18 protein-coding genes and 1 pseudogene are annotated in these 24,458 nt (G+C 66.9%); 8 read left to right on the top strand and 11 right to left on the bottom strand.

Going from position 1 to position 24,458, the window contains the following annotated elements:
• Positions 1-423 precede the first annotated feature (423 nt).
• On the bottom strand, positions 424-1,158 hold the full coding sequence (locus tag EV665_RS15025; RefSeq protein WP_133034682.1) for a polysaccharide deacetylase family protein: 735 nt from the start codon (positions 1,156-1,158) through the stop codon (positions 424-426).
• Entirely contained in the window at positions 1,155-2,252 is a 1,098-nt protein-coding gene (locus EV665_RS15020) for a glycosyltransferase family 4 protein (protein ID WP_133034681.1), read from the bottom strand. The genes EV665_RS15025 and EV665_RS15020 overlap by 4 nt, the downstream gene beginning before the upstream one ends.
• A gap of 166 nt (positions 2,253-2,418) precedes the next feature.
• Here EV665_RS15020 and EV665_RS15015 point away from each other — a divergent pair, with 166 nt between their 5' ends.
• The 4 genes and pseudogenes from EV665_RS15015 (at position 2,419) to EV665_RS15000 (ending at position 7,066) form a co-directional block, all read left to right on the top strand.
• Positions 2,419-3,762 (top strand): nucleotide sugar dehydrogenase, encoded by a 1,344-nt coding sequence (locus EV665_RS15015; RefSeq protein ID WP_133034680.1) that lies wholly within the window; start codon positions 2,419-2,421, stop codon positions 3,760-3,762.
• A 9-nt stretch (positions 3,763-3,771) separates the two neighbouring features.
• Positions 3,772-4,257: a class I SAM-dependent methyltransferase gene (locus tag EV665_RS15010; protein ID WP_133034679.1), complete on the top strand. Its 486-nt coding sequence runs from the start codon at positions 3,772-3,774 to the stop codon at positions 4,255-4,257.
• A 4-nt stretch (positions 4,258-4,261) separates the two neighbouring features.
• A complete protein-coding gene (locus tag EV665_RS15005) occupies positions 4,262-5,929 on the top strand; it encodes a metallophosphoesterase family protein (RefSeq protein WP_133034678.1) in 1,668 nt (555 codons plus the stop codon).
• A 189-nt stretch (positions 5,930-6,118) separates the two neighbouring features.
• A pseudogene (locus EV665_RS15000) lies at positions 6,119-7,066 on the top strand (IS630 family transposase).
• A 6-nt stretch (positions 7,067-7,072) separates the two neighbouring features.
• Here the strand turns inward: EV665_RS15000 and EV665_RS14995 are convergent.
• The 5 genes from EV665_RS14995 to cyoA all read right to left on the bottom strand — a co-directional run bounded on the left by EV665_RS14995 (position 7,073) and on the right by cyoA (position 12,174).
• Positions 7,073-7,792, bottom strand: a complete 720-nt coding sequence (locus EV665_RS14995) for an SURF1 family protein (RefSeq protein WP_133034677.1) — start codon at positions 7,790-7,792, stop codon at positions 7,073-7,075.
• Between the two features lie 191 nt (positions 7,793-7,983).
• Complete coding sequence (gene cyoD / locus EV665_RS14990; protein WP_064333500.1) at positions 7,984-8,370, bottom strand: cytochrome o ubiquinol oxidase subunit IV; 387 nt, start codon at positions 8,368-8,370, stop codon at positions 7,984-7,986.
• Positions 8,367-8,990: a cytochrome o ubiquinol oxidase subunit III gene (gene cyoC, locus EV665_RS14985; protein WP_133034676.1), complete on the bottom strand. Its 624-nt coding sequence runs from the start codon at positions 8,988-8,990 to the stop codon at positions 8,367-8,369. Before cyoC ends, cyoD begins: the two co-directional genes overlap by 4 nt.
• A gap of 4 nt (positions 8,991-8,994) precedes the next feature.
• On the bottom strand, positions 8,995-10,995 hold the full coding sequence (cyoB, locus tag EV665_RS14980) for a cytochrome o ubiquinol oxidase subunit I (protein WP_133034675.1): 2,001 nt from the start codon (positions 10,993-10,995) through the stop codon (positions 8,995-8,997).
• A gap of 84 nt (positions 10,996-11,079) precedes the next feature.
• Positions 11,080-12,174 carry a ubiquinol oxidase subunit II gene (gene cyoA, locus EV665_RS14975; protein WP_133034674.1) on the bottom strand — a complete coding sequence of 365 codons (1,095 nt, stop codon included), beginning with the start codon at positions 12,172-12,174 and terminating at the stop codon, positions 11,080-11,082.
• 296 nt (positions 12,175-12,470) lie between these two features.
• Between cyoA and EV665_RS14970 the strand changes: the two genes are divergently transcribed.
• Complete coding sequence (locus EV665_RS14970) at positions 12,471-13,796, top strand: MFS transporter (protein ID WP_064333503.1); 1,326 nt, start codon at positions 12,471-12,473, stop codon at positions 13,794-13,796.
• On the opposite strand, the gene EV665_RS14965 is transcribed toward EV665_RS14970, so the two are convergent.
• Positions 13,765-14,733 carry a LysR family transcriptional regulator gene (locus tag EV665_RS14965; RefSeq protein ID WP_133034673.1) on the bottom strand — a complete coding sequence of 323 codons (969 nt, stop codon included), beginning with the start codon at positions 14,731-14,733 and terminating at the stop codon, positions 13,765-13,767. The genes EV665_RS14970 and EV665_RS14965 overlap by 32 nt on opposite strands.
• 142 nt (positions 14,734-14,875) lie before the next feature.
• Between EV665_RS14965 and EV665_RS14960 the strand changes: the two genes are divergently transcribed.
• The 3 genes from EV665_RS14960 (at position 14,876) to EV665_RS14950 (ending at position 20,446) form a co-directional block, all read left to right on the top strand.
• Positions 14,876-15,697, top strand: a complete 822-nt coding sequence (locus EV665_RS14960) for an alpha/beta hydrolase fold domain-containing protein (RefSeq protein ID WP_064333505.1) — start codon at positions 14,876-14,878, stop codon at positions 15,695-15,697.
• Between the two features lie 45 nt (positions 15,698-15,742).
• Positions 15,743-16,933, top strand: a complete 1,191-nt coding sequence (locus EV665_RS14955) for an efflux RND transporter periplasmic adaptor subunit (protein ID WP_133034672.1) — start codon at positions 15,743-15,745, stop codon at positions 16,931-16,933.
• A 324-nt stretch (positions 16,934-17,257) separates the two neighbouring features.
• Complete coding sequence (locus EV665_RS14950) at positions 17,258-20,446, top strand: efflux RND transporter permease subunit (RefSeq protein ID WP_064333507.1); 3,189 nt, start codon at positions 17,258-17,260, stop codon at positions 20,444-20,446.
• Positions 20,447-20,737: 291 nt separating this feature from the next.
• Here the strand turns inward: EV665_RS14950 and EV665_RS14945 are convergent, their stop codons facing one another.
• Genes EV665_RS14945 through EV665_RS14935 form a run of 3 tightly spaced genes read right to left on the bottom strand, consistent with a single transcriptional unit; the run spans position 20,738 to position 24,457 of the window.
• Positions 20,738-22,357 carry a dihydroxyacetone kinase subunit DhaK gene (locus tag EV665_RS14945; RefSeq protein WP_064333508.1) on the bottom strand — a complete coding sequence of 540 codons (1,620 nt, stop codon included), beginning with the start codon at positions 22,355-22,357 and terminating at the stop codon, positions 20,738-20,740.
• Positions 22,358-22,371: 14 nt separating this feature from the next.
• Complete coding sequence (locus EV665_RS14940; protein ID WP_133034671.1) at positions 22,372-23,367, bottom strand: ABC transporter ATP-binding protein; 996 nt, start codon at positions 23,365-23,367, stop codon at positions 22,372-22,374.
• A complete protein-coding gene (locus EV665_RS14935) occupies positions 23,360-24,457 on the bottom strand; it encodes an ABC transporter ATP-binding protein (RefSeq protein WP_133034670.1) in 1,098 nt (365 codons plus the stop codon). Before EV665_RS14935 ends, EV665_RS14940 begins: the two co-directional genes overlap by 8 nt.
• Position 24,458 lies beyond the last annotated feature (1 nt).

Genomic DNA, 24,458 nt, shown 5'->3' with positions numbered 1-24,458 from the left:
GAAACAAGGGACTAACCGCCTTCGCCGCGCTCTTGCGCCTTCATATTTCTGTGATCATCCGCTCACCGCCTGCGAGGTTGCGACCGGCGCATGTTGCTCGGTGCAGGAGCGGTGCGCCGCGTGCGGGAGTCGTTTCCTGCGGCGTGCGATAGGTGGTGACCACCCCCCTCTGCCCTGCCGGGCATCTCCCCCTCAAGGGGGGAGATTGGATGAAGAGCCGTTTCGCCCGTTTCCAGCGCTGCTGATTAAGTGAGGCTTTCGCCTCTTGCCGATCTCCCCCCGTGAGGGGGAGATGCCCGGCAGGGCAGAGGGGGGTGGTCGCGGAGCGCGCACGCTTCTTTCCGGCGCGACCAACGCACCGCCCTTGCGAGCAGCGCCAGAAGGACGAAGCGGCGCTGGAGGAGCCCCCGGCAACCCGCCGCCCTACCCGACCAGATCCTCCGCACGCTCCCAGACGCACCCCGCCTGCCCGGCCGTCGCCTCGAAAATCAGCGCCATCAGCGCCCAGGCCGCCGCGTCGTGCACGAGGTGGTGGGTGAGGAGGCCGATCGGGCCGTCATGGGCCTGCGAGAGGCGCACGAGATCGGCGATCACCGCTTCCGCCGGCCGGGCGCCCCGCGTGCCGCGCCAGTCGATAATGTCGACATGGGTGTTGCGCACGGCGAGCGGCGCGGGCTTTTCCGGGCCGAAGACGGAGAGCGCCTTGAAGCCAAGTGACGGCAGGCCGTCGACGACGGCGGGCGCGATGCGGTTCCATGGCGGCACCAGCATGGGCACGAAGCGGCCGGCATGGAGCGCAGCGAGGCGTTTGAAGCCCCGGCCGAGCTCGGCAAGCACCGTCTCCGCCGGCCGGTGGGCGCCGAGTTCCTGGCTCTTCTCGCCGGGTCCCGCATGGTTCTCATGCGCCCAGCCATGCACCGCCACGCCTGCCAGCGGGGCCTCGGCAAGCCGCGCCGCCAGCGCCGCGCCTGTCAAGGCCGGGATGACGGCGATGAGCACGGGCACCGCATGGCGCGCGGTCAGCGCCAGGAGCGTGTCGAGCGCCGCGGTCGGCGCCACCGCATCGTCGTCGCGCAGCCACAGCCGGAGCGGCCTGCCGGCCGCGGCCCGGCGGGCGATCTCGTCCGCAAGGGGTCTTGCGCAGGCAGGCAGCGTCATCCCGTCTCTCCCACAGTGTTCCGCACGATGGCATCCAGCGCCGCGGCGGCGGCCGGCAGCGAATGGTCGGCCAGCACGCGGGCGCGGGCCTTTTCCGCAAGGCGCCGGCGCTCCGCCGCGTCGTCCAGGAGGGCCGCGATGGCCGCCGCATAGGCAGCGTGATCGCCCGGTGCGGTGAGGCGCCCCGTCTCGCCGTCCTCGACCACTTCGGGAACGCCTGCCGTCCGCCAGGCGACGACCGGAAGGCCGGCGGCCTGCGCCTCCAGATAGGCGAGCCCATAGGCTTCGCCGCAGCCCGGCCAGACATAGAGCGCGCCCCCGGCCAGGACCTCCGCCACCGCGGCCTGCGACTTCTGCCCGAGCCAGGCGATACGCCCGTCGCCAAAGCCGGAAAACAGCGCCTCCACCTCGGCCCTGAGCGGCCCGTCGCCGACCACCGAAAGGCGCCAGGGCCGGTCCTCGATCCGCCGCAGCGCTGCAGCAAGCGCGCGAAAACTCTCCAGCTTGTCGCCGGCCCGCATCATTGCCACGGTGACGAGGTGGCCCGGCTGCGGCCGTGCGGCCCGGCTGGTGAATGGCGCCGCGTCGATGAAGGGTTTCAGCGGCGCAATGGCCGCATCCGGCGCGGCGGCGGCAAGGCCCGCCCGGTCGCGGGCGGTGAGCCCGATATTGACGGCCGCGCCGCGCACCGCCTCCAGCACCCGCGCCTGCATGTCGCGCCAGATGCCGATATTGCGGCGTGCGGAATAGGAGGCTTCCGCCGTGGCATAGGCGATGCCGAAGCGCTTGCAGAGCGGAGGGCCGATCAGGTCCGGCGCCTTGTAATAGGGATGGTAGCAGAACCAAAGGTCCGGCGCGCCCTCCGCCCGCCAGAGCGCCGAAAGCCGCTCGACCTCCGCCGCCGCCCGCGCCCGGAGCACCGCATAGGCGGCCGCATCGTCGCTGTCGCCGCAAAAGGCGCGCAGCTCCGAGGCGAGCGTGACGGCATGGCCGGCCCGCCTCAGGCAGTCGACAAGCTGGCGGGCCATCAGCCGGTCGCCCGAGGGCACGGCATGGTCCGGCGATTTCAGCGGGGCGTAGAACGCGATCTTCATGCTCGCCCGCAGGCCCTTTCTCATCGTCGCCCTGGCGCCGCGAACCGCGGCACGGCTTTGCGGCCCATCGTGCTGCGCGCCCGGCGGGGCCGGACGGCAAGGGTTGACAGGCTGGCCAAACTCTCCCATCTCAACGCGCGGTCCTGTATATGTGCGCGGAGTGCCGATGCCAACTGCCTTGCTTTCCCACGAGACGCTGCTGGCCCGAATAACGTCTCGCGAGGCCCGCGTCGGCGTCATCGGTCTCGGCTATGTCGGCCTGCCGCTCGCCATCACCGCCGCCCGCGCCGGCTTTGCCGTGACGGGTTTCGACATCGACCCCGGCAAGATCACCGCGATCGAGGCCGGGCGCAGCTATATCGAGGCGGTGCCGAGCGATATCCTCGCCGCCGAGCACCGCGCCGGCCGCTTTGCCGCGACGAGCGATTTCTCAAGGCTCGGCGCATGCGACATCATCGCCATCTGCGTGCCGACGCCGCTGACGCGCCACCGCGACCCCGACATGCGCTATGTCGAGCAGACCTGCCGCGACATCGCCGCGACGCTGCGCCCCGGCCAGCTCGTCGTTCTGGAATCGACCACCTATCCCGGCACGACCGACGGCCTGGTGCGCCGCACGCTGGAGGCCGGCGGCCTCACGTCCGGCACGGACTTCTTCCTCGGCTTCTCGCCGGAGCGCGAGGACCCCGGCAACCGCCAGTTCCAGACCTCGACCATCCCGAAGGTCGTCGCCGGCGACGGCGCGGCGGCGCAGGCGCTCGTCACCGCCTTCTACGGCGCGGTGGTCAAGACGGTCGTGCCCGTCTCCTCCACCGCCACGGCCGAAGCGGTGAAGCTGACGGAGAACATTTTCCGCGCGGTGAACATCGCCCTGGTGAACGAGCTGAAGGTCGTCTACGAGGCCATGGGCATCGACATCTGGGAGGTGATCGACGCCGCAAGCTCCAAGCCTTTCGGCTACATGCCCTTCTATCCCGGCCCGGGCCTTGGCGGCCATTGCATCCCGATCGATCCCTTCTACCTCACCTGGGCCTCGCGCGCCCACGAGCTGCCGACCCGCTTCATCGAGCTCGCCGGCGAGATCAACTCTTCCATGCCCCGCCATGTGGTGGGCAGGCTGGCCGAGGCGCTCGACCGGCGCGCCGGCAAGGCGCTGAGCCGTTCGAAGGTGCTGGTGATCGGCCTCGCCTACAAGAAGAACGTGCCCGACATCCGCGAAAGCCCCTCGCTGAAGCTGATCGAGCTGATCGAGGAGCGCGGCGGCGCGGCAAGCTATTACGATCCGCATGTGCCGGAAATCCCGCCGACCCGCGAATACGGCGCCTTCCGCGGCCGCCCGTCGGTCGCCTGGGACGAGGCGGACATCCGCGCCTTCGACGCGATCCTGATCGCCACCGACCATGACGATATCGACTATGCGGCGCTCGCCGAATGGGGCGCGCTGATCGTCGACACGCGCAACGTCTTCGCCCGGCGCGGCATCGCCGCCGATACGATCCTCAAGGCCTGAGATCCCCGCATGAGCCGCCTCGAAAGCTTCATCCGCCGCATGTCCGCCCAGCGTGACGTCATCGACCATGTCGCGCAGGCCCTGCCATTGCCGGAGGACGGCGCGATCCTCGAGATCGGCCTCGGCAACGGCCGCACCTTCGATCACCTGCGCGAGAAATTCCCCGGCCGGCGCATCGTCGCCTTCGATAGGGCGCTCGGCGCGCATTCCTCCTCCACGCCGCCGCCGGGCGACCTGGTGCTCGGCGAGATCGTCGAGACGGCAAGGGCCTTTGCCGGCACGAATGCCGCGCTCGTCCACGCCGATATCGGCACCGGCTATGACGACAAGGACGCGGTCACGCTAACCTGGCTGCCCGACATCGTCGCCGGCGCGCTCGGCGCCGGCGGCATCGCCATCAGCGGCCTGCCGCTCGACCACGCGGCGCTGGAGCCCCTGGCGCTGCCCGCCACCGTCGACAGCAAGCGTTACTTCCTCTACCGCAGGCGGGCGTAGGCCCATGGCCCGCGTCGCCGTCATCGCGGACGCCCATTTCCACGATATCGAAGGCGACTACGATTTTCCCGGCCTCGTCGTGAACGGGCGAAGGCTGACGGTGCGCACCTTCGCCGACACCGTCCGCTCCACCCGCGTCTTCAACGAGAGTTTTACCGCCCTCCCCGCGGCGCTCGACCGGATCGTCGCCATGGGCATCCGCCACGTCGTCCTGCTCGGCGACTATACCGACGACGGCCAGCGCGGCACGGTGGCGAGCCTCGTGCGGCTGCTTGCGGCCTATCGCGACCACCACGGCCTCAACTTCTACGCGACACCCGGCAACCACGACGTCTTCGGCCCGCTCGGCAAGCACCGCGACACCCGCTATGTGCATGCCGGGGGCGGCACGGTACTGGTGACGAGCGATGCGGAGAAGGCGGCGGAGGATCCGGGCCGTCCGGTGGTGACGGAGAAGATGTATTGCGACGGCGTGCCGGCGGGCATCCGCGCGCTTGGCGATTTCGGCTATTTCCGCCGCCCCGGCGACCTTCATTTCGAAACGCCCTTCGGCGCCGATGACGCGCCCGCCGCGCGCGAGCACGACCTGCGCTCCGCCGATGGCGGCACCGTGCGGCGGCTGATGGATGCCTCCTACCTGGTCGAGCCGGAGGACGGCCTGTGGCTGCTGATGATCGATGCCAATGTCTTCGAGCCACGCAACGGCCGGCGCGACATCGCCCGCAAGAAAGCCTTCCTCGACAGTTCCGATGCCGGCTGGAACGCGCTCCTGCGCGTAAAACCCTATCTCCTCGCCTGGATCGCCGATGTCGCGGCGCGGGCGGCGCGCAAGGGCAAGACGCTCCTCGCCTTCTCCCACTATCCCGCGCTCGATCCCTTCGAGGACGAGACGGACAGCGAGCGTGCGCTCTTCGGCGAAACGAACGTCGCGAAGCGCACGCCCCGCCCGATCGTCGCCGAAACGCTCATCGCCGCCGGCCTGTCGCTGCATTTCAGCGGCCACCTGCATGTCGAGGCCCGCTCGCGCCACGATGACGGTGGCCGCAGCCTCGTCAACATCGCCGTGCCCTCGCTCGTCGCCTTTCCCGCCGGCTTCGTCGTGGTCGAGACGGGGGATGGGGCGCCGTCCGTCGAAACCGTCTCGCTTGCCGAGACGCCGCTCGATGCCGATCTCCTCGCGCTCTACCGGGCCGAGCAGGCCCGCGAAGGCCTCGCCCCGGACCCGGCGCTCGCCGCCCGCGACTACGGCGATTTCCTGCACCACCACATGCGCGCCCTCGTCGTTCACCGCTTCCTGCCGAAAGAATGGCCGGCGGACATGGCGCAGATGGCGCGGCGTATGACGCTCGCCGATCTCTGCCGGCTGATGGCGGACGGCACGCCGCCGGCCGGCCTCGACACGGGTCCGCTGGAGGCCGTCCCGCTCCTCGACCTCGTCGCCGACTGGTATTGCCTGCGCCAGTCCCCCGCCGCTGCCCCCGCCCATATCGCCCCCGACAGGCTCGCCTGCTACCGGTCTCTCGCCGAGCATTTCGGCGACCTCACGCCGGCGGGCGAGGACGGGCCGCGGCGGTTCTTCGCAATCTTCCTCGGCGTTCTCGGCCGCAGCTTGGAACGGGCGTCAAGGGAGGCGGGACGTTCTGCCGGATCGGCTGCTGCCCTGCCACGTTGAAGGGCGCAGCGGCTTTGCAGCTCACCGGAATGGCGTCTTTGGCCTGCCGTCGGCCTTCAAGACACGAGGCCGCTGGCATGGCGCATCGATCGCATCCTAGAGCGTTTTTGTCTTTGATTGAATCGATCTGGATTCCCATGAGGTTGGTTTTGTGATTCAAGATGCTGGCTGGGAGGAGGCCAGCATCGGATGGTTCGAGCCCTATCTGGAGACCTTCGCGAACGTGTTGTCGCGGCCGTTTTTGCCGGCGAGAGTTGCCGCTCGGTGGCAGGGCGGTTTGGTGTTGCTGTTTCGTCGGTTGTGAAGTGGTCGCAACGCTACCGGGCGACCGGCTCGGTTGCACCAGGCAAGATGGGCGGACATTGCAAGCGCATTCTGGAGCCGCATCGCGATTTCATTGCCGCCCGTCTACAGCAGAATCCACATCTGAGCCTACACGGACTGAAGGATGAACTGAGCCGGGCGGGGTGATGGTCTCGCACAACACGGTGTGGCAGTTCCTGCGTCGTGAAGGCCTGCGCTTCAAAAAAAACACTGTTTGCCCTTGAGCAGGCCCGGGCCGACATCGCCCGCAAACGCCAACGCTGGAAGGTATGGCAAGGCCATCTCGATCCGACGCGGCTCGTCTTCATCGATGAGACCTGGATCAAAACCAACATGGCGCCGCTAAGGGGCTGGGGACCGAAGGGCAAGCGCCTGCGCGGCTTCGCGCCGCATGGCCATTGGCGTACCCTGACCTTCCTCGGAGCCTTGCGCTGCGACCGGCTGACCGCCCCATGCGTCTTCGACGGTCCGATCAACGTCCGGTGCTTTCGTGCCTATGTCGAGCAACAACTCGTGACCGCTCTCAAGCCCGGCGACATCGTTATCATGGACAATCTCGGCAGCCACAAATCGGCGGCCATCCGCCAGGCCGTCAAAGCGGCAGGTGCGAGGCTCTGGTTCCTGCCACCCTATTCTCCGGACCTCAATCCCATCGAGCAAGCCTTCGCCAAAATCAAAGACTGGATGCGTCTCGCACAGAAGCGCACCATTGAGGACACGTGCCGCTTCGTCGCCGATCTCGTCAAAACAATCCGACCAAGGGAATGCCGAAACTACTTCTTAAACGCAGGATACGCTTCAATCAAAACATGAAACGCTCTAGACGCGCCGCCGCCGATGGACGTGCCAGAGGCCGGCCGTGCTCATTGCAGCCAGCACGTACCAGGTGAGCGCATAGACGAGGTGGCTGTTGCGGAAGGCGATGACCGTGAGACCGCCGACCGGCAGGCCGCCGGGATTGGGCGTCGCATCCGCGTCGATGAAATAGGGTGCGACGTCGGAAAGCCCCTTTGCGGCGGCGATGGCGGCGACATCGCGGGAGAACCAGCGCTCGCCGGTGGGATCGTTGGCGCGCAGGAAACCGCCGCCGGGTTCGCTGAGGCGCAGCAGCCCCGTCACCGCGACGGGGCCGGCCGCAAGCTCGCTTCCCGCGCGGTCGGCGGGCGCGCGGCGATCGGCCGGCACGAAGCCGCGGTTGACGAGGACGGTCGTGTCGTCCGCCAGGCGCAGCGGTGTCAGCACCCAGAAACCGGCGCCGCGCTCCGTCACGGCCTGCACGAGCACCGTCTTGTCGTGCTGGAAGAGGCCGATGGCGGTGACGCGGCGGTATTCGTCCCTTTCCGTGCTGATCGCCGGCCATCCGGCCCGCGCCGGCGCCGCCACCGGTTCGGCATGGACGCGGCTTTCGACGCGGGCGATGAGGTCGCGCTTCCAGAACAGGCGCTGCACCTGCCAGGTGCCGAGGGCGAGGAAGACGGCGGCGAGAAGAACGAGGACGCTTGTGAGGAGGCGCCGGGCGCGGGCGGAGGGTTCCGACATGGGCTAGGCCATCCCCCTCTGCCCTGCCGGGCATCTCCCCCACAAGGGGCGCTTGGGGAATGTGACATTGCCGCTCCTTCCCTTCTCCCCCGCGGGGGAGAAGGCGATGTGGCACCGTTTCATCCATCTTCCATGCCGCTCTGCAGGGCAGAGGGGGGTGGTCGCCCCGGCGCGCATTCCCATCGCTCCGATCAAGGCATGGTCTTCATCATCTCATGGGTCATCGGCATCATGTTCGTGTTGAGGTGATGCATGACCCAGAGCGAGCCGGCAATGGCGATGCCGACGATGATCAGCGTGAAGATCAGCGCCATCAGCGTCCAGCCGCCTTCCGAGCGCGGGTTCATGTGCAGGAAGTAGACCATGTGCACGACGATCTGCACCACGCCGATGCCCATGACGAGCACGGCGGTGAACAGCTTGCTGTCGAGCACGTCGCCCATGACCAGCCAGAAGGGAATGGCCGTCAGGATGATCGAGAGGACGAAGCCGATCATGTAGCTCCTGAACGAGCCATGGCCGGCATCGTGGCCGTGGCTATGGGCGTGATGGGCTTCCGAAGCGCTTTCGTGGCTCATCCGAGGACTCCGAGCAGGTAGACGAAGGAGAAGACGCCGATCCAGATGACGTCGAGGAAGTGCCAGAACATGGAGAGGCACATCAGCCGGCGGCGGTTCTCGGGGTTGAGGCCGTGCTTCTTCACCTGCACCATCAGCGTGATCAGCCAGATGATGCCGAAGGTGACGTGCAGGCCGTGCGTGCCGACCAGCGTGAAGAAGGACGACAGGAAGGCCGAGCGCGTCGGGCCGGCGCCCTCATGGATCAGGTGGTAGAATTCGTAGAGCTCCAGCGCCAGGAACGCCGCGCCGAAGACGCCTGTTATGCCGAGCCAGACCAGCGTCTCCATCCTGGCATTGCGCTCCATCTGGAGCATGGCGAAGCCGTAGGTGATGGAGGAGAGGAGCAGCATCGCCGTGTTGATGGCGACGAGCGACAGGTCGAAGAGATCGGCGGGCGACGGGCCGGCCGCATAGTTGCGGCCGAGCACGCCGTGCGTTGCGAAGAGCACGGCGAAGATCAGGCAGTCGCTCATCAGGTAGAGCCAGAAACCCAGCATGGTGCTGTTTTCCGGGTGATGCTCGTCCTTGAGGTAGAAGACCGGCTTTCCGTCGGTATCGTGGACTTGGGTCGCGCTCATGGGCTCAGGTCCGTTCTTGCAGCAGTTTCGTGTGCGCGTCCTCGGTCGCCGTCACGGTCTCGGCGGGGATGAAGAAGTCGCGGTCGTAGTTGAACGTATGGGCGATCGACACCGCGATGAGCGCGATGAAGGAGAGCGCCGCCAGCCACCAGATGTACCAGATCAGTGCGAAGGCGAGCACGACGCTGATGGCCGACAGGACGACGCCCGTGCCGGTGTTCTTCGGCATGTGGATCGGCTTGAAGCCTTCCAGCGGGCGCTCGTAGCCGCGGTTCTTCATGTCGTACCAGCTATCATGGTCGTGCACGACGGGGGTGAAGGCGAAGTTGTAGTCCGGCGGCGGCGAGGAGGTCGACCATTCCAGCGTGCGGCCGTCCCAGGGATCGCCCGTCACGCGGAGCTGGTCGCGCCGCAGGAAGCTGACGACGAGCTGGATGACGAAGGAGGCGATGCCGAGCGCGATCAGCGCCGCGCCGAAGGCGGCGATGACGAACCAGATCTGCAGGGACGGGTCCTCGAACTGGCTGACGCGGCGGGTGACGCCCATCAGGCCGAGCACGTAGAGCGGCATGAAGGCGAAGAAGAAGCCGATCTGCCAGAACCAGAAGCTCATCTTGCCCCAGAACGGATCGAGCCTGTAGCCGAAGGCCTTGGGGAACCAGTAGACGACGCCGGCCATCAGCCCGAACAGCACGCCGCCGATGATGACATTGTGGAAATGCGCGATGAGGAACAGCGAATTGTGCAGCACGAAATCGGCCGGCGGGATGGCCAGCATCACGCCCGTCATGCCGCCGATGACGAAGGTCACCATGAAGCCGACCGTCCACAGCATCGGCACCTCGTAGCGGATGCGGCCGCGATACATGGTGAACAGCCAGTTGAACATCTTCGCGCCCGTCGGGATCGAGATGATCATGGTCGTGATGCCGAAGAAGGCGTTGACCGAGGCGCCCGAGCCCATGGTGAAGAAGTGGTGCAGCCAGACGATGTAGGAGAGAATCATGATCACGCAGGTGGCGTAGACCATGGACGTATAGCCGAAGAGCCGCTTGCCGCAGAAGGTGGCGACGACCTCGGAGAAGATGCCGAAGGCCGGCAGCACGAGGATGTAGACCTCCGGATGGCCCCAGATCCAGATGAGGTTGATATACATCATCGGATTGCCGCCGAGGTCGTTCGTGAAGAAGTTCGTTCCCACGTAACGGTCGAGCGACAGGAGGGCGAGCGTGGCGGTGAGGATCGGGAAGGTCGCGACGATCAGGATGTTGGTGCACAGCGACGTCCAGGTGAAGACCGGCATCTTCATGAAGGTCATGCCCGGCGCGCGCATCTTCACGATGGTCGCGATGAGGTTGATGCCGGAAAGCGTCGTCCCGACACCGGCGACCTGCAGCCCCCAGATGTAATAGTCGACGCCGACGCCGGGACTGTAGTCCGCGCCCGAGAGCGGCGGATAGGCGAGCCAGCCGGTGCGGGCGAACTCGCCGACGAACAGCGACATCATGATGATGACCGCCCCGCCCGTCGTCATCCAGAAGGAAAAGTTGTTGAGGAAGGGGAAGGAGACGTCGCGCGCGCCGATCTGCAACGGCACGACATAGTTCATGAAGCCGGTGACGAAGGGCATCGCCACGAAGAAGATCATGATCACGCCGTGCGCGGTGAAGATCTGGTCGTAGTGATGGGCGTTGAGATAGCCCTCGCTGCCATTGAAGGCGATCGCCTGCTGGATGCGCATCATGATGGCGTCGGCAAAGCCGCGCAGCAGCATGATGATGGCGAGGATGATGTACATGATACCGATCTTCTTGTGATCGACGGAGGTGAACCACTCGTTCCAGAGATAGCCCCAGAGCCGGAACCGGGTGATCAGGCCGAGAAGCGCGATGCCGCCCAGCGCCACGACCGCGAAGGTCACGACGAGGATGGGCTCGTGGTAGGGGATTGCCTCCCAGGTGAGCCGTCCGAAAATGAATTGCGTGAGGCTGATGTCGCCGAACATGGGATCGTCCAATATCGTTTCGTAGGCGGCCCGGTGCATGCGAGGGCCTTGCGCGCCCGCCGCGGCCGGCGGGCGCAATGAAAGCTAGTGCGACTGGTGCGCGTCGTGGTTCGTCGTGGCCGGGTTCTCCTCCACGCCCTCGGCCGGTTCTTCGCTGCGCGCGGGATTGCCGGTCTCGGGGAAGGTGGCGGCGGGCGCCTCGTCCGCGGCATGGCGGTTGTCGTGTTCGAGTTTCGCCTTGTTCCCGTGGCTCTCCTTGCCCGCCCCGCCCGTCATGTCGATATGCATCATGTCCTTCATGCACATCTGGCCTTCGCGCACGCACATGTTGAGCACGGCCTGGTAGAGCCCGTCGTCGACGGTGGCGTAGTAGCGCACCGGCTCCTTCACGCTCGGCTTTTCGAGCTTCAGATAGGCGTCGCGGTTGAGCGCCGTGCCGTTCTGCTTCACCCGCGCCACCCAGGCGTCGAAGCCGGCCTGGTCGAGCCCGTGGAACTTGAAGCGCATGTGCGAGAAGCCGTCGCCGCTGTAGTTCGACGACAGGCCCTCGTATTCGCCGGCCTTGTTGATGACGGCGTGCAGCTTCGTCTCCATGCCGGGCATGGTGTAGATCATGCCGGCGAGCGCGGGCACGTAGAAGGAGTTCATCACCGAGGAGGCGGTGAGCTTGAAGTTGATCGGCACGTCGACGGGGGCCGCCATCTCGTTGACCGTGGCGATGCCCTGGTCCGGATAGAAGAACAGCCATTTCCAGTCGAGCGCCACCACCTCGACGGTGATCGGCTTCGTCTCCTCCGTCACCGGCCGTGCCGCATCGAGCCGTTCCAGCGGCCGGTACGGATCCAGCTTGTGGGTGCTGACCCAGGTGATGGCGCCGAGCGCGATGATGATGGCGAGCGGGGCCGACCAGATGGCGACTTCCAGGCCCGTCGAGTGATGCCACTCCGGATCATACTTCGCCGCCGTGTTCGACTGGCGGTAATGCCAGGCGAAATAGAGCGTCATGGCGATCACCGGCACGATGATGATCAGCATGAGGATGGTGGAGATGACGATCAGGTCCCGCTGCTGCGTGGCGATGTCCCCGGAGGGCGACATGACGACCATGTTGCATCCGGAAAGCAGGGCCAGCATCAGGGGGAGGATCGAGACTCGGGCTAAACTGAATGGCTTCGGCATTGCGGCCTCAACTTGCGTTCTGTCTAGTCGGCAATAAGCGGGCATGGTCGCGCTTGGAAATGAGGTGCTTCGTCGCAGCGCAGCATTCTGTCGCAGTGCGGTAGAAACTTTTGGGCTGTCCGCCGCCGCAAAATTGATCTAGCGCAATAATCGTCGCGGGTCTTCAAGCCGTGCTGCGACGGGTCGCAGGTTCGGACGCAACCTTGCCGCAGCGCGCACGTTTCGCCTAATTCTTGATATTGGACGCCGAATAGTCAACACTCTAACGACATGGCGCACATCGCTCGGAGAAATTCATGAGTTCGGTCGCTAACCCCTCCTCCTCCGGTCTCGAGCGGGACGCCCGCCGCATGCATGACGACGACAAGCCGCTTTCGCCCGGCAGCGTCGCCATCGGCGTGGTGATCGGGCGCACCTCCGAATTCTTCGATTTCTTCGTCTACGGCCTCGGCTCCATCCTCGTCTTCCCGAAGCTCATCTTCCCCTTCGCCGGCAGCGCGGTGGCCGCGACGCTGATGTCCTTCGCGCTCTTTCCCCTCGCCTTCCTCGCCCGGCCGGTCGGCTCCTTCGTCTTCATGTGGATCGACCGCAACTACGGCCGCGGCACCAAGCTGACGGTGGCGCTGGTCATCCTCGGCGGCTCGACCGCCTCCATCGCCTTCCTGCCGGGCTACGAGACGATCGGCTACTGGGCCGTGGCGCTGCTCGCGCTCTTCCGGCTGGGCCAGGGTTTCGCGCTCGGCGGCGCCTGGGACGGGCTTGCCTCGCTGCTCAGCCTGAGCGCGCCGGAAAACCGCCGCGGCTGGTACGCGATGATCCCGCAGCTCGGCGCGCCCTTCGGCTTCGCGCTCGCCAGCATCCTCTTCGGCTATTTCGTCAGCAATCTCTCGGAGGCGGATTTCCTCGCCTGGGGCTGGCGCTATCCGTTCTTTGTCGCCTTCGCCATCAACGTCGTGGCGCTCTTCGCGCGCCTGCGCATCGTCGCCAGCAAGGAATTCGGCGCGGCCATGGAGGCGCAGGAGCTGCAGGCCCGGCCGATCTTCGAAATGCTGAGCAAGCACGCCATGGATGTCGTGCTCGGCGCCTTCGTGCCACTCGCAAGCTTCGCCATGTTCCACCTCGTCACCATCTTCCCGCTCTCCTGGATCATGCTCACCGGCGGCCAGTCGGTGGAGGAGTTCCTCTGGGTGCAGGTGGCGGGCGCGGCCGTCGGGGTCGTCGGCATCGTGCTGTCGGGCGTCATCGCCGATCGCATCGGCCGGCGCAACCAGCTCATGGCCGGCGCCATCCTCATCGCGATCTTCTCCTTCTCCGCGCCCTTCCTGCTCGATTCCGGCGGCAAGGGGCAGGACGCCTATATCCTGATCGGCTTCTTCATCCTCGGCCTCACCTTCGGCCAGTCCTCCGGCGCCGTCTCCTCGCGCTTCACGCAATATTACCGCTACACCGGCGCGGCGCTGACCTCGGACCTCGCCTGGCTCGTCGGTGCGGGCTTCGCCCCGCTCGTGGCGCTCGGCCTTGCCACCAGCTTCGGCATCGTCTTCATCGGCGGCTACCTGATCTCCGGCGCCATCTGCACCATCGCCGCCCTCACCCTGACGCGGGCGCTCGACCAGCACTGAGGCTTTCGTTCCTTGCCGCCTTCGCCGACGAGGCGCCGATTTGCGCTTCGGCGAGCAGCCGCACCAGCCAGTCGACGAAGACGCGGACCTTGTTGGAGAGGTGCCGGTTCGGCGGATAGACGATGTAGAGCGGGATCGGTTCCGACCGCCAGCCCGGCAGCACCGGCACGAGCGCGCCGCTCTTCAGCGCCTCGGTCGCCATGAAGCGCGGCAGCGGCGCGACGCCGAGGCCGGACAGGGCCGCGGCGAGATAGCTGCGCGCATCGTTGACCGAGACGATATAGCGGCTGTCGACCTCGACCGTCTCGCCGTCCTTTTCGAATTCGAAAGGCATGGTGCGGCCGGTCTGCGCCAGGAAATAGTTGATGCAATGGTGCGCGCCGCCGAGGTCCAGCGGGTGCCGCGGCGTGCCGAAGGCCTCGATATAGGCCGGGGCGGCGCAGGTGACGATATCCATCTCGGCGACGCGCCGGGCGATCAGCGACTGGTCGCCGGGCGCCCCGCCGCGCAGCGCGCAGTCCACATTCTCCGCCAGATAATCCACCGTCCGGTCGCCGACGCCGAGGTCGATATGGATATCCGGGAATTTCTGATGGAAATCGCCGAGCCGGGGAATGACCAGCAGGTCCGCGAAGGCCCCCGCCATCTCGACGCGCAGGCGCCCGCGCGGGCTGGCATGGGAATGGGAGAGGCTGCCGTCCAGTTCGTCGATCTCCGCGACGATCCGGATCGCCCGCTCATAGTAGAGCGCCCCGTCCGTCGTCACCATCACCCGGCGCGTCGTGCGGTTGAGCAGCTTGGTTTGCAGATGCGTTTCGAGGTTCTGGATGAGGTTGCTCACCGTCGCCTTGGGCATGCCGAGCGCGGCGGAGGCCCGGGTGAAATTGCCGGTCTCCACCACGCGGAGGAAGGCACGCATTGCGGAAAGCTGATCCATGGAACATTCCCAGGTTGGAAGCTGCTATTGTTCGAGAATATGGATAGTGAAGTCAGTTTTGGCACACTTATATCGCCGCGATCAGGCACGATATAAATGGTGAGGCCCCATCCTAATTCCAGAGGGGCCCGAGGACGAAACCATGCCGGTAGAGATCAAGGATATGACGTTCGACAAGGTGGCCATCGGCCCCGTGTCCGCACGCGTCTATCAGGGAGCGGAGTTCGCCAAGGGCGCCCCCATCCTGCTCTACTTCCATGGCGGCGCGTTCCTGGAAGAGGGCCTTCGCCCCTCCCCCGTCGCCGAGGCCATCGCCTCCACGGGCGCCATCGTTGCGGTTCTGGATTATGGCGCGCCGGGCGGCGGTGTCTTCCCCAAGCCGCTCGAAGTCGGCTTTTCGATGTTTTCCTATCTCGCCAAGAAGCGCGCCGGCCTCGGCGACCGCAAGTCGCCGCTCATCATCGGCGGCGAGGAGGCGGGCGGCAACATCGCCGCCGGCGTGGCGCTGAAGGCGCGCGACCATTTCGCCGACGAGCTGGACGGCCAGGTGCTGTTCTCCCCGCTGCTCGATCCCTTCATGGGCACCGCTTCCTTCCGCGAGTCCGAGGCGCTCGGCATGAGCCAGCGCTGGGCGGAGGGCTGGAGCCACTATCTCAGCGGCGGCGTCTGCCATCCCTATGCGGCGCCGTGCCTCTGTTCGCGGCTTGCGGGCGTCGCGCCCGCGCTCGTCGTTTCGGCGGAGGACGATCCGCTGCGCGACGAAGCCCTCGGTTACGCCGACTGCCTTACCGCAGCGGGCGTCAAGGTTCGCCGGCATGTGCTCCCCGCCGGGACAGGCTGGCCTGAAATTTATGGCGGGAAGACGGGCGAAACCCCTGACTGGTCTCCCAAGCGGCCATCCACCTGGCAAGAGGAGGTCGGCCGCCAGTTTTCGGGTTTTGTTCAAAATATAAGCATTCACTAATTTAATTTGAAACACGCGGTCCAAGGGCCGCAAGGAGAAGAGAACATGACGTCGAAGCGCAAACGCTGGGCCCTGACGGGCGCCGGCCTGGGACTGGCTGTGTCCGTTTCCGCCGCAGCCCTCTATTTCCAACTGCCGGGCAATGTCGCCCAGGCGGAAGCCACCGTGACGGCCGAAGTGCCCGCCGTGCCGGTCACGGTCGCCGTGGTCGAGAACCGCGACGTGGTGACCTGGCAGGAATTTTCCGGCCGTCTGGAGGCGATCGACCGCGTGCAGATCCGCTCGCGCGTCGCCGGTGCCATCGAGGCGGTGAATTTCCGCGAGGGCGCGCTGGTGAAGGCGGGCGACCTGCTCTTCACCATCGACCAGGAGCCCTTCAAGACCGCGGTGACGCAGGCCGAAGGCCAGTACGCCTCCGCCGAGGCGCGCGTGAAGCTCGCCACGACCGAGCTTGAGCGCGGCCAGCGCCTCGCCAAGAGCAACAGCATCTCGCAAAGCGAGGTGGACACGCGCCAGAACGCATTGGCCGAGGCCCGTGCCGCGCTGAAGACGGCCGAGGCCACGCTGCACGCCGCCAAGCTGGAGCTCGGCTATACGGAAGTGCGCGCGCCGGTTTCCGGCCGCGTCGGCAAGGTGGAGATCACCACCGGCAACCTCGTCGCCGCCGGCTCGACCTCGCCGGCGCTGACGACGCTTGTCTCGGTCGACCCGATCTATGCCGGCTTCAATGTCAGCGAGGAGACGGTCGCCAGGGCGCTCGCCGCCCTGCCGGCCTCCACGGACGCGCTGCCGCCGATCGACCAGATCCCCGTCGAGGTCGGCACGCTCGCCGACGAGGGCACGCCGATCCGCGGCAAGCTCCAGCTCATCGGCAACGAGGTGGACGCAGCGAGCGGCACGATCACCGTGCGCGCCGTCTTCGACAATCCCGGCGGCAGGCTGATCCCCGGCCAGTTCGTGCGCATCCGCATGGGCGAGCCGAAGGCCGAAAGCAAGATCCTCATCAGCGAGAAGGCCGTCGGTACCGACCAGGACAAGAAGTTCGTCTTCGTCGTCGACAAGGACAACAAGGTCGCCTACCGGCCGGTCGTGCTCGGCAGCCTGTCCGGCAACGAGCGTGTCGTCGAAAGCGGCCTTGCCGGCGGCGACCGCATCGTCGTCAATGGCCTGCAACGTGTCCGCCCCGGCGTCGTCGTCGATCCGCAGGTGCAGGAGAATGTCGCCTCGGCGAAGTAGGCGGGCGGTTCGGGGTTCAGCCCCTCACCCTAACCCTCTCCCCGCAAGCGGGGAGAGGGGATGTGCCCGACGAACCGGCAAGGGTCGAGGAAACCGGCTCGGCATATCCCTTCTCCCCGCTTGCGGGGAGAAGGTGGCCGGCAGGCCGGATGAGGGGCAAAACCGTCTGCGATGACCTTCCCTGTGGGAGGCGCGACAGACACCGTAGCCGAAGACCGGCAGGACGCTCACCCGCCCTGCCCCGAAACAACCAACAATCCCATGCCCGCCGGCGGCGCATCGCCCGCCGGATGGGTCCGTTCGTCCCTGGAGAGGGGTATTGCCATGAACATCTCCCGTTTCTTCATCGATCGCCCGGTCTTCGCCGGGGTGCTGTCGATCCTCATCGTCGTCGCCGGCCTGATCGGCATGCGCGCCCTGCCGATCTCCGAATATCCGGAGGTCGTGCCGCCCTCGATCGTGGTGCGCGCCACCTATCCCGGCGCAAACCCGGTCGTCATTTCCGAAACCGTCGCGACGCCGCTCGAAGAGCAGATCAACGGCGTCGAGGACATGCTCTACATGAACAGCCAGGCGACCTCTGACGGCGTCCTGACGCTGACGGTCACCTTCAAGCTCGGCACCGATCCGGACAAGGCCCAGCAGCTCGTGCAGAACCGCGTGTCGCAGGCCGAACCCCGCCTTCCCGCCGAAGTGCGCGCGCTCGGCGTCACCACGGTCAAGAGCTCGCCGGACTTCATCATGGTGGTCAACCTCGTCTCGAAGACCGACCGCTACGACATCACCTATCTGCGCAACTACGCCACGCTGAACATCAAGGACCGCCTCGCCCGCATCGAGGGCGTCGGCCAGGTCCAGGTGTTCGGCGCGGGTGACTATGCGATGCGTGTCTGGATCGATCCGCAGAAGGCGGCGGAGCATGCGCTCGCCGCCAGCGACATTTCCAACGCCATCCGCGAGCAGAACGTGCAGGCCGCCGCCGGCATCATCGGCGCCTCGCCCACCGCCAACGACGTCAACCTCCAGCTCAACGTGAATGCGCAGGGGCGCCTGCGCACGCCGGAGGAATTCGGCAACATCATCGTGAAGACCGGCGCGGAGGGCCAGATCACCCGCCTGCGCGACGTCGCGCGCATCGAGATGGGCGCGGCCGACTATTCGCTGCGCTCGCTGCTCGACGGCGAGCCGGCCGTCGCCGTTGCCGTCCTGCAGGCGCCGGGCTCCAACGCCATCGAGATCGCCGACAATGTGCGCGCCACGATGGACCAGCTCCAGATCGCCATGCCCGAGGGCGTGAAATACGAGATCGTCTACGACACGACGGAATTCGTGCGCGCCTCGATCGACAAGGTCGTCGATACGCTGCTCGAGGCCATCGCGCTCGTCGTGCTCGTCGTCATCGTCTTCCTCCAGACCTGGCGCGCCTCGATCATCCCGCTGCTCGCCGTCCCGGTCTCCATCATCGGCACCTTCGCCGTGATGTATGCCTTCGGCTTCTCGGTGAACGCGCTGACCCTCTTCGGCCTCGTGCTGGCCATCGGCATCGTGGTGGACGACGCCATCGTCGTCGTCGAGAACGTCGAGCGCAACATCGAGAACGGCCTGTCCCCGCGCGAAGCCACCTACCGGGCGATGCGCGAAGTGTCAGGCCCGATCATCGCCATCGCGCTCGTCCTCGTCGCCGTCTTCGTGCCGCTCGCCTTCATCAGCGGCCTCTCCGGCCAGTTCTACCGGCAGTTCGCGCTCACCATCGCGATCTCGACGGTCATCTCCGCCATCAACTCGCTGACGCTCTCCCCGGCGCTGGCGGCCCTTCTCCTGAAGGACCACCATGCGCCGAAGGATTGGCTGACGCGGGTGATGGATGGCCTGTTCGGCTGGTTCTTCCGCGGCTTCAACCGCGCCTTCAGCGCCGCCGGCAACGGCTACGGCCGCAGCGTCGGCGGGCTCGTCACGCGCAAGTCCCTGGTGATGGCGATCTATCTCGCCCTCGTCGGTGCGACCTATGCGGTGTTCAACGCCGTGCCCGGCGGCTTCGTGCCGGCGCAGGACAAGCAGTACCTCATCGGCTTCGCCCAGCTTCCGGACGGCGCGACGCTCGACCGCACGGAAGAGGTCATCAAGAAGATGAGCGAGATCGCGCTGGAGCAGCCGGGCGTCGAGCACGCCATCGCCTTCCCGGGCCTGTCGATCAACGGCTTCACCATCGGCTCGAATTCCGGCATCGTCTTCGCCTCGCTCGCTCCCTTCGAGGAGCGCACGACGCCGGAACTGTCGGGCGGGGCGATTGCCATGCAGCTCAACCAGAAGTTCGGCGCCATCCAGGATGCCTTCATCGCCATGTTCCCGCCGCCGCCGGTCAACGGCCTCGGCACGACGGGCGGCTTCAAGCTGCAGATCGAGGACCGCGCCGGCCTCGGCTACGGGCCGCTCAACGAGGCGACCCAGGCGTTCCTGGCGAAAGCCTACCAGACGCCGGAGCTGGCGGGCCTGTTCTCCAGCTTCCAGATCAACGTGCCGCAGCTCTATGCCGATCTCGACCGCTCCAAGGCCCAGCAGCTCGGCGTGCGCGTGACCGACGTGTTCGAGACGCTGCAGATCTACCTCGGCTCGCTCTATGTCAACGACTTCAACGCGTTCGGCCGCACCTACTCCGTGCGCGTCCAGGCGGACTCGGCCTTCCGCGCCAAGCCGGAGGATATCGGCCAGCTCAAGGTGCGCTCGCAATCGGGCGAGATGATCCCGCTCGCCGCGCTCCTGAAGGTCGACGCGACGACCGGGCCGGAGCGCACCACGCGCTACAACGGCTTCCTCGCCGCCGACATCAATGGCGGCCCGGCCCCCGGCTTCTCCTCCGGCCAGGCGCAGGCGGCCGTGGAAAAGATCGCGGCCGAGACGCTGCCGTCAGGCATCGACTTCGAGTGGACGGACCTCACCTACCAGCAGATCCTCGCCGGCAATTCGAGCATCGTCGTCTTCCCGCTGGCGCTGCTCCTGGTCTACCTGGTGCTCGCCGCGCAATATGAAAGCCTGACGCTGCCGATCGCCATCATCATGATCGTGCCGATGGGCGTGCTCGCCGCGCTCGCCGGGGTCTGGTACACGGGCGGCGACAACAACGTCTTCACCCAGATCGGCCTCGTGGTGCTGGTGGGCCTGTCGGCGAAGAACGCCATCCTGATCGTCGAATTCGCGCGCGAGCTGGAATTCGAGGGAAGGACGCCGATCAAGGCCGCGATCGAGGCGAGCCGCCTGCGCCTGCGCCCGATCCTGATGACCTCGATGGCCTTCATCATGGGCGTCGTGCCGCTGGTCCTGTCCACCGGCGCGGGTGCGGAGATGCGCGCCGCCATGGGCCTTGCCGTCTTCTCCGGCATGATCGGCGTCACCTTCTTCGGCATCTTCATGACGCCGGTCTTCTACGTGCTGCTCCGCCGCCTGACGGGCAACCGCCCGCTGGTGCAGCATGGCAAGTCGACGATGGAGGGAGAAAGGGAAGCGCACGCGGCGTAACAACCCGCGCAGCATCATCCCGAATGGCAAAGGCCGGGGCAGCAAATCGCCGCCCCGGCCTTGTTTCGTTGCCGACCTCCAGCCTCCAACCCACCCTCGCCGTCATCCTCGGGCTTGACCCGAGGATTCACGCGGCACCCGCGGCCTGTGGATGGTCGGGTCAAGCCCGACCATGACGGAGGAGAGGGCTGCGGCGCTTTGCGAGGAGGTAGAGGATCTGGGCCGTGGTCATGCCGTAGCCCTTGAAGAGACCGGTGCAGCGCGTGGCTGCTCCAGCCTTTTCCCATGACCTCACGCCGCCAGATGCTCGAACAGCCGGGCGACCGCCTCCGCGCCGGGGTCGACATGCCCCTCAAGCTGCTTCGCATTGATATAGGCCGCCCGCCCGGCTTTTGCGTGGGTGAGGGTCGCGGTGAAGTTCGCGCCCTGGCGGGCCGCGTCCGCAGCGGCAGAAACACTTTCGCCGAGCGCTTCGAGGGCGGGGGAGAGGGCGTCCACCATGGTGCGGTCGCCGATGCTGGCGCCGCCGATCTCCTGCATGCGGGCAAGGCCGGCGCGCAGCGCCTCGCGCATCGGCAGGCCGCTGGAGGCGCCGTCGCCGGCGGCGGCGAAGAAGATGGCGAGCAGCACGCCCGAGGAGCCGCCCATCGTCTGGCTCAGCTCCAGGCCGATGGCGCGCAGGAGCTGCGTGTGGTCGGAGAGCGGCAGGCGGTCGATGGCGTTGATCAGCGCGCGGGCGGCGCCCGCCAGCGTCGAGCCGGTGTCGCCGTCGCCGGATTTGGCGTCGAGGGCGTTGAGGTCCTGCTCGGCGGCGATCAGCACGTTGCAGCAATTGATGACGAAGGCACGGGTCGCCGCGTGGTTCGAGGGCATCGGCGTGATCGGCGTCAGGCCGTCCGGCAAGGCCGCGACCGCGATCGGCCGGACTTCCGAGACGCCGGGCCAGGCGGCGATCGGCACGGGGGTTTTCAGGAGCTCCAGCTCGGCCGCGTCGGCGGGGAAGACGGAGATGGAAAGGCCCTGCATGTCGAGCGAGGTCATCAGCGGCGCGGGGCCGATGGCATGGGTGATCCGCGTGCCGACCGAAGAGCCGAGCAGGTCATGGGCGAGCACCGACATTTCCAAGACGGACGCGCCGCCGAGATTGTTGATCAGCGCGACATGCGGTCCCTCGCCCATGACGGTGGCGAGCCGTTCGACCATGGTGGCGACCGAGGCGCGCGCGCCGGCGAAATCGATCTGCTCGACGCCCGCCTCGCCATGGATGCCGAGACCGAGCTCGGCCTTGCCCTCGGGAATGCGGTCCTCCTTCGGCGAGCCGGGCACGCGGCAGGTGTCGAGCGACATGCCGATGGAGCGCGTGCCGGCGATGACGTTCCTGGCGGCCGCCGTGACCGTGTCGAGGTCGGCCCCCCGTTCGGCGAGCGCGCCGGCGATCTTGTGCACGAAGAGCGTGCCGGCGACGCCGCGGGCCTGCGGCAGGTCGGGCAGCGCGATGTCGTCGCCGACGATGACCATGGAGACATTGAGGCCGAAGGCGCGCGCCCGCTCGGCGGCGAGGCCGAAATTCAGGCGGTCGCCGGTATAGTTCTTGACGATGAGGAGACATCCGGCGGGGCCGGTCACCGCGAGGATGCCGGCGAGCACGGCATCGACGCTCGGCGAGGCGAAGACGTCGCCGCAGACGGCGGCGGTCAGCATGCCCTTGCCGACGAAGCCGACATGGGCGGGCTCATGGCCGGAGCCGCCGCCGGAGACGATCGCCACCTTCGACTTGTCCCAGTCGCTGCGCAGGACGACGCGGATATGCGGATAGCCGTCGAGCCGGGTCAGCGCGCCGCCCGAAAGGGCCAGCACCCCGTCGATCGCCTCGGTGACGACGTCTTCGCGCTTGTTGATGAATTGCGCCATGGTTGTTGTTCTCCCTAAGCTAAACGCATGCCGGCGGCGTCGAAATAGAGCGGCCGCGACGGTTGGATCCGGATGGTCTCGCCGCCCTTCAGCGGCGTGTGGGCGTCGGTGATGGTGATGAGGTCGTGCCGCTTGAAGGAAAGGTGCAGGCGCGTCTGGTCGCCGAGATGCTCGACCCGCTTGACCAGCGCCTCCTCCCCCTCCCCTTGCGATATATGCTCCGGGCGAAGGCCGATGCTTTTTGCCCCCGCGGGGGCGCCGGCGAAAAGATCGGCCGGCAGCACGTTGATGCGCGGCTGGCCGAGGCGGGTCGCGGCATAGACGCTGACCGGCTCTTCGTAGACCGCACGCGGCGAGCCGAACTGCACCAGTTTTCCCTCATTGAGCACGCCGACATGGGTCGCCATGGTCATCGCCTCGATCTGGTCGTGGGTGACGTAGAGCAGCGTCGCGCCGGACTTCGCCTGGATGCGCTTCAATTCGATGCGCAGGTCCGCCCGGAGCTTGGCATCGAGCGAACTCAGCGGCTCGTCCATCAGGAAGATCTCGGGATTGCGCACCAGCGCGCGGCCGATGGAGACGCGCTGCATCTCGCCGCCCGAAAGCGCCGTTGCCTTGTTCTCCAGCTTGTGGGCGATCTGCAGCACCTCGGCGACCTCCTGGACCTTCCGGTCGATCGCCGCGCGGGGCGTCTTCAGGAGCGGGGATTTCAGGGGGAACTCCAGGTTCTGGCGGACGGTGAGGTGCGGATAGAGCGAATATTGCTGGAACACCATGGCGACATTGCGCTCGGCGGGCGACAGGCCCTTCATCGGCCTGCCGCCGATGGTGACCTCGCCGCTGTCGGGCGCGTCGAGGCCGGAGACCATGCGCAGCGTTGTCGTCTTGCCCGCGCCGGTCGGGCCGAGGAGGACGACGAAGGAGCCGTCCGGCACCGTCAGCGAGACATTGTCGAGCGCGAGCGTGCTGCCGAAGCGTTTCGTGACGTTTTCAAGGACGACCTCAGCCATGTCCGAGCACTCCTTCATTGCCCTCGGAGAGGAGGGCCTTGCCGCTTTCCGCATCGAAGAGCGAGAGGGTCCGCGCGTCGAAGTCGAGGCCGACCAGCTCCTCCTCCCGCACCTTGTGGGCGGAGGAGATCCGCGCCTTCAGCTCGCCGTGTTCCGTTGCGAGGGTGACGGTCTGCGTCGTGCCGAGATATTCCACGGCACTGACCCGGCCGCGATAGGCGGCATCGTCGCGGAACTTCACATGTTCCGGCCGGACGCCGAGCGTCAGGCGGCCGTCGCGGCCTTCGCGCGCGGCGGGCACGTCGACCTTGACGCCGCCGAGATCGACGCTGTTGCCGCCGATGCCGATCATGCCTTCGAACTCCAGGAAATTCATCGAGGGCGAGCCGATGAACTGGGCGACGAATTTCGTCGCCGGCCAGTCGTAGATCTGTTGCGGCTTGCCGAACTGTTCCACGACGCCGTGGTTCATCACGACGATCTTGTCGCCCATCTGCATGGCTTCGAGCTGGTCGTGCGTGACATAGACGGTGGTCGCGCCCATGCGGTCGTGCAGCGCGCGCAGTTCCTCGGCCATATGCTCGCGGAATTCCGCGTCGAGCGCGCCGAGCGGTTCGTCCATGAAGAAGGCCTTCGGCCGGCGCACGATGGCTCTGCCGAGCGCCACGCGCTGGCGGTCGCCGCCGGAAAGGCCGCCGACCGGCTTGTCGAGGATGTGCTCGATCTTGAGGATGCGGGCGACTTCGGCGACGCGCGTCCGCACCTCCTCGCGCTTCATGCCCTGGCTGACGAGCGGATAGGAGATGTTCTTGCGCACGTTCATGTGCGGGTAGAGCGCGAACATCTGGAAGACGAAGGCGATGTCGCGCTGGCTGGCCGGCTTCATGCCGACCTCCTCGCCGTCGATGAAGATCTCGCCCGAGGTCGGCAGTTCGAGGCCGGCCATCATGCGCAGCGTCGTCGTCTTGCCGCAGCCGGAGGGGCCGAGCAGCATGAAGAACTCGCCGTCCTCGATGGTGAAGGAGGAGGAGCGGACGGCGGTGAAGGCACCGAACTCCTTGCGCACGTTCTGGATCCTGATTTGCGCCATC

Origin of the sequence: Shinella granuli (assembly GCF_004341885.1) — a bacterium.
Classification (GTDB): domain Bacteria; phylum Pseudomonadota; class Alphaproteobacteria; order Rhizobiales; family Rhizobiaceae; genus Shinella; species Shinella granuli.
This window is presented reverse-complemented; position numbering and strand designations above follow the sequence as displayed.

Bases quoted from the DNA above. Each gene is read 5' to 3' on its own strand.
- EV665_RS15025 (WP_133034682.1), bottom strand. From the start codon at position 1,158: ATGACGCTGCCTGCCTGCGCAAGACCCCTTGCGGACGAGATCGCCCGC.
- EV665_RS15020 (WP_133034681.1), bottom strand. From the start codon at position 2,252: ATGAAGATCGCGTTCTACGCCCCGCTGAAATCGCCGGACCATGCCGTG.
- EV665_RS15015 (WP_133034680.1), top strand. From the start codon at position 2,419: ATGCCAACTGCCTTGCTTTCCCACGAGACGCTGCTGGCCCGAATAACG.
- EV665_RS15010 (WP_133034679.1), top strand. From the start codon at position 3,772: ATGAGCCGCCTCGAAAGCTTCATCCGCCGCATGTCCGCCCAGCGTGAC.
- EV665_RS15005 (WP_133034678.1), top strand. From the start codon at position 4,262: ATGGCCCGCGTCGCCGTCATCGCGGACGCCCATTTCCACGATATCGAA.
- EV665_RS14995 (WP_133034677.1), bottom strand. From the start codon at position 7,792: ATGTCGGAACCCTCCGCCCGCGCCCGGCGCCTCCTCACAAGCGTCCTC.
- cyoD (WP_064333500.1), bottom strand. From the start codon at position 8,370: ATGAGCCACGAAAGCGCTTCGGAAGCCCATCACGCCCATAGCCACGGC.
- cyoC (WP_133034676.1), bottom strand. From the start codon at position 8,990: ATGAGCGCGACCCAAGTCCACGATACCGACGGAAAGCCGGTCTTCTAC.
- cyoB (WP_133034675.1), bottom strand. From the start codon at position 10,995: ATGTTCGGCGACATCAGCCTCACGCAATTCATTTTCGGACGGCTCACC.
- cyoA (WP_133034674.1), bottom strand. From the start codon at position 12,174: ATGCCGAAGCCATTCAGTTTAGCCCGAGTCTCGATCCTCCCCCTGATG.
- EV665_RS14970 (WP_064333503.1), top strand. From the start codon at position 12,471: ATGAGTTCGGTCGCTAACCCCTCCTCCTCCGGTCTCGAGCGGGACGCC.
- EV665_RS14965 (WP_133034673.1), bottom strand. From the start codon at position 14,733: ATGGATCAGCTTTCCGCAATGCGTGCCTTCCTCCGCGTGGTGGAGACC.
- EV665_RS14960 (WP_064333505.1), top strand. From the start codon at position 14,876: ATGCCGGTAGAGATCAAGGATATGACGTTCGACAAGGTGGCCATCGGC.
- EV665_RS14955 (WP_133034672.1), top strand. From the start codon at position 15,743: ATGACGTCGAAGCGCAAACGCTGGGCCCTGACGGGCGCCGGCCTGGGA.
- EV665_RS14950 (WP_064333507.1), top strand. From the start codon at position 17,258: ATGAACATCTCCCGTTTCTTCATCGATCGCCCGGTCTTCGCCGGGGTG.
- EV665_RS14945 (WP_064333508.1), bottom strand. From the start codon at position 22,357: ATGGCGCAATTCATCAACAAGCGCGAAGACGTCGTCACCGAGGCGATC.
- EV665_RS14940 (WP_133034671.1), bottom strand. From the start codon at position 23,367: ATGGCTGAGGTCGTCCTTGAAAACGTCACGAAACGCTTCGGCAGCACG.
- EV665_RS14935 (WP_133034670.1), bottom strand. From the start codon at position 24,457: ATGGCGCAAATCAGGATCCAGAACGTGCGCAAGGAGTTCGGTGCCTTC.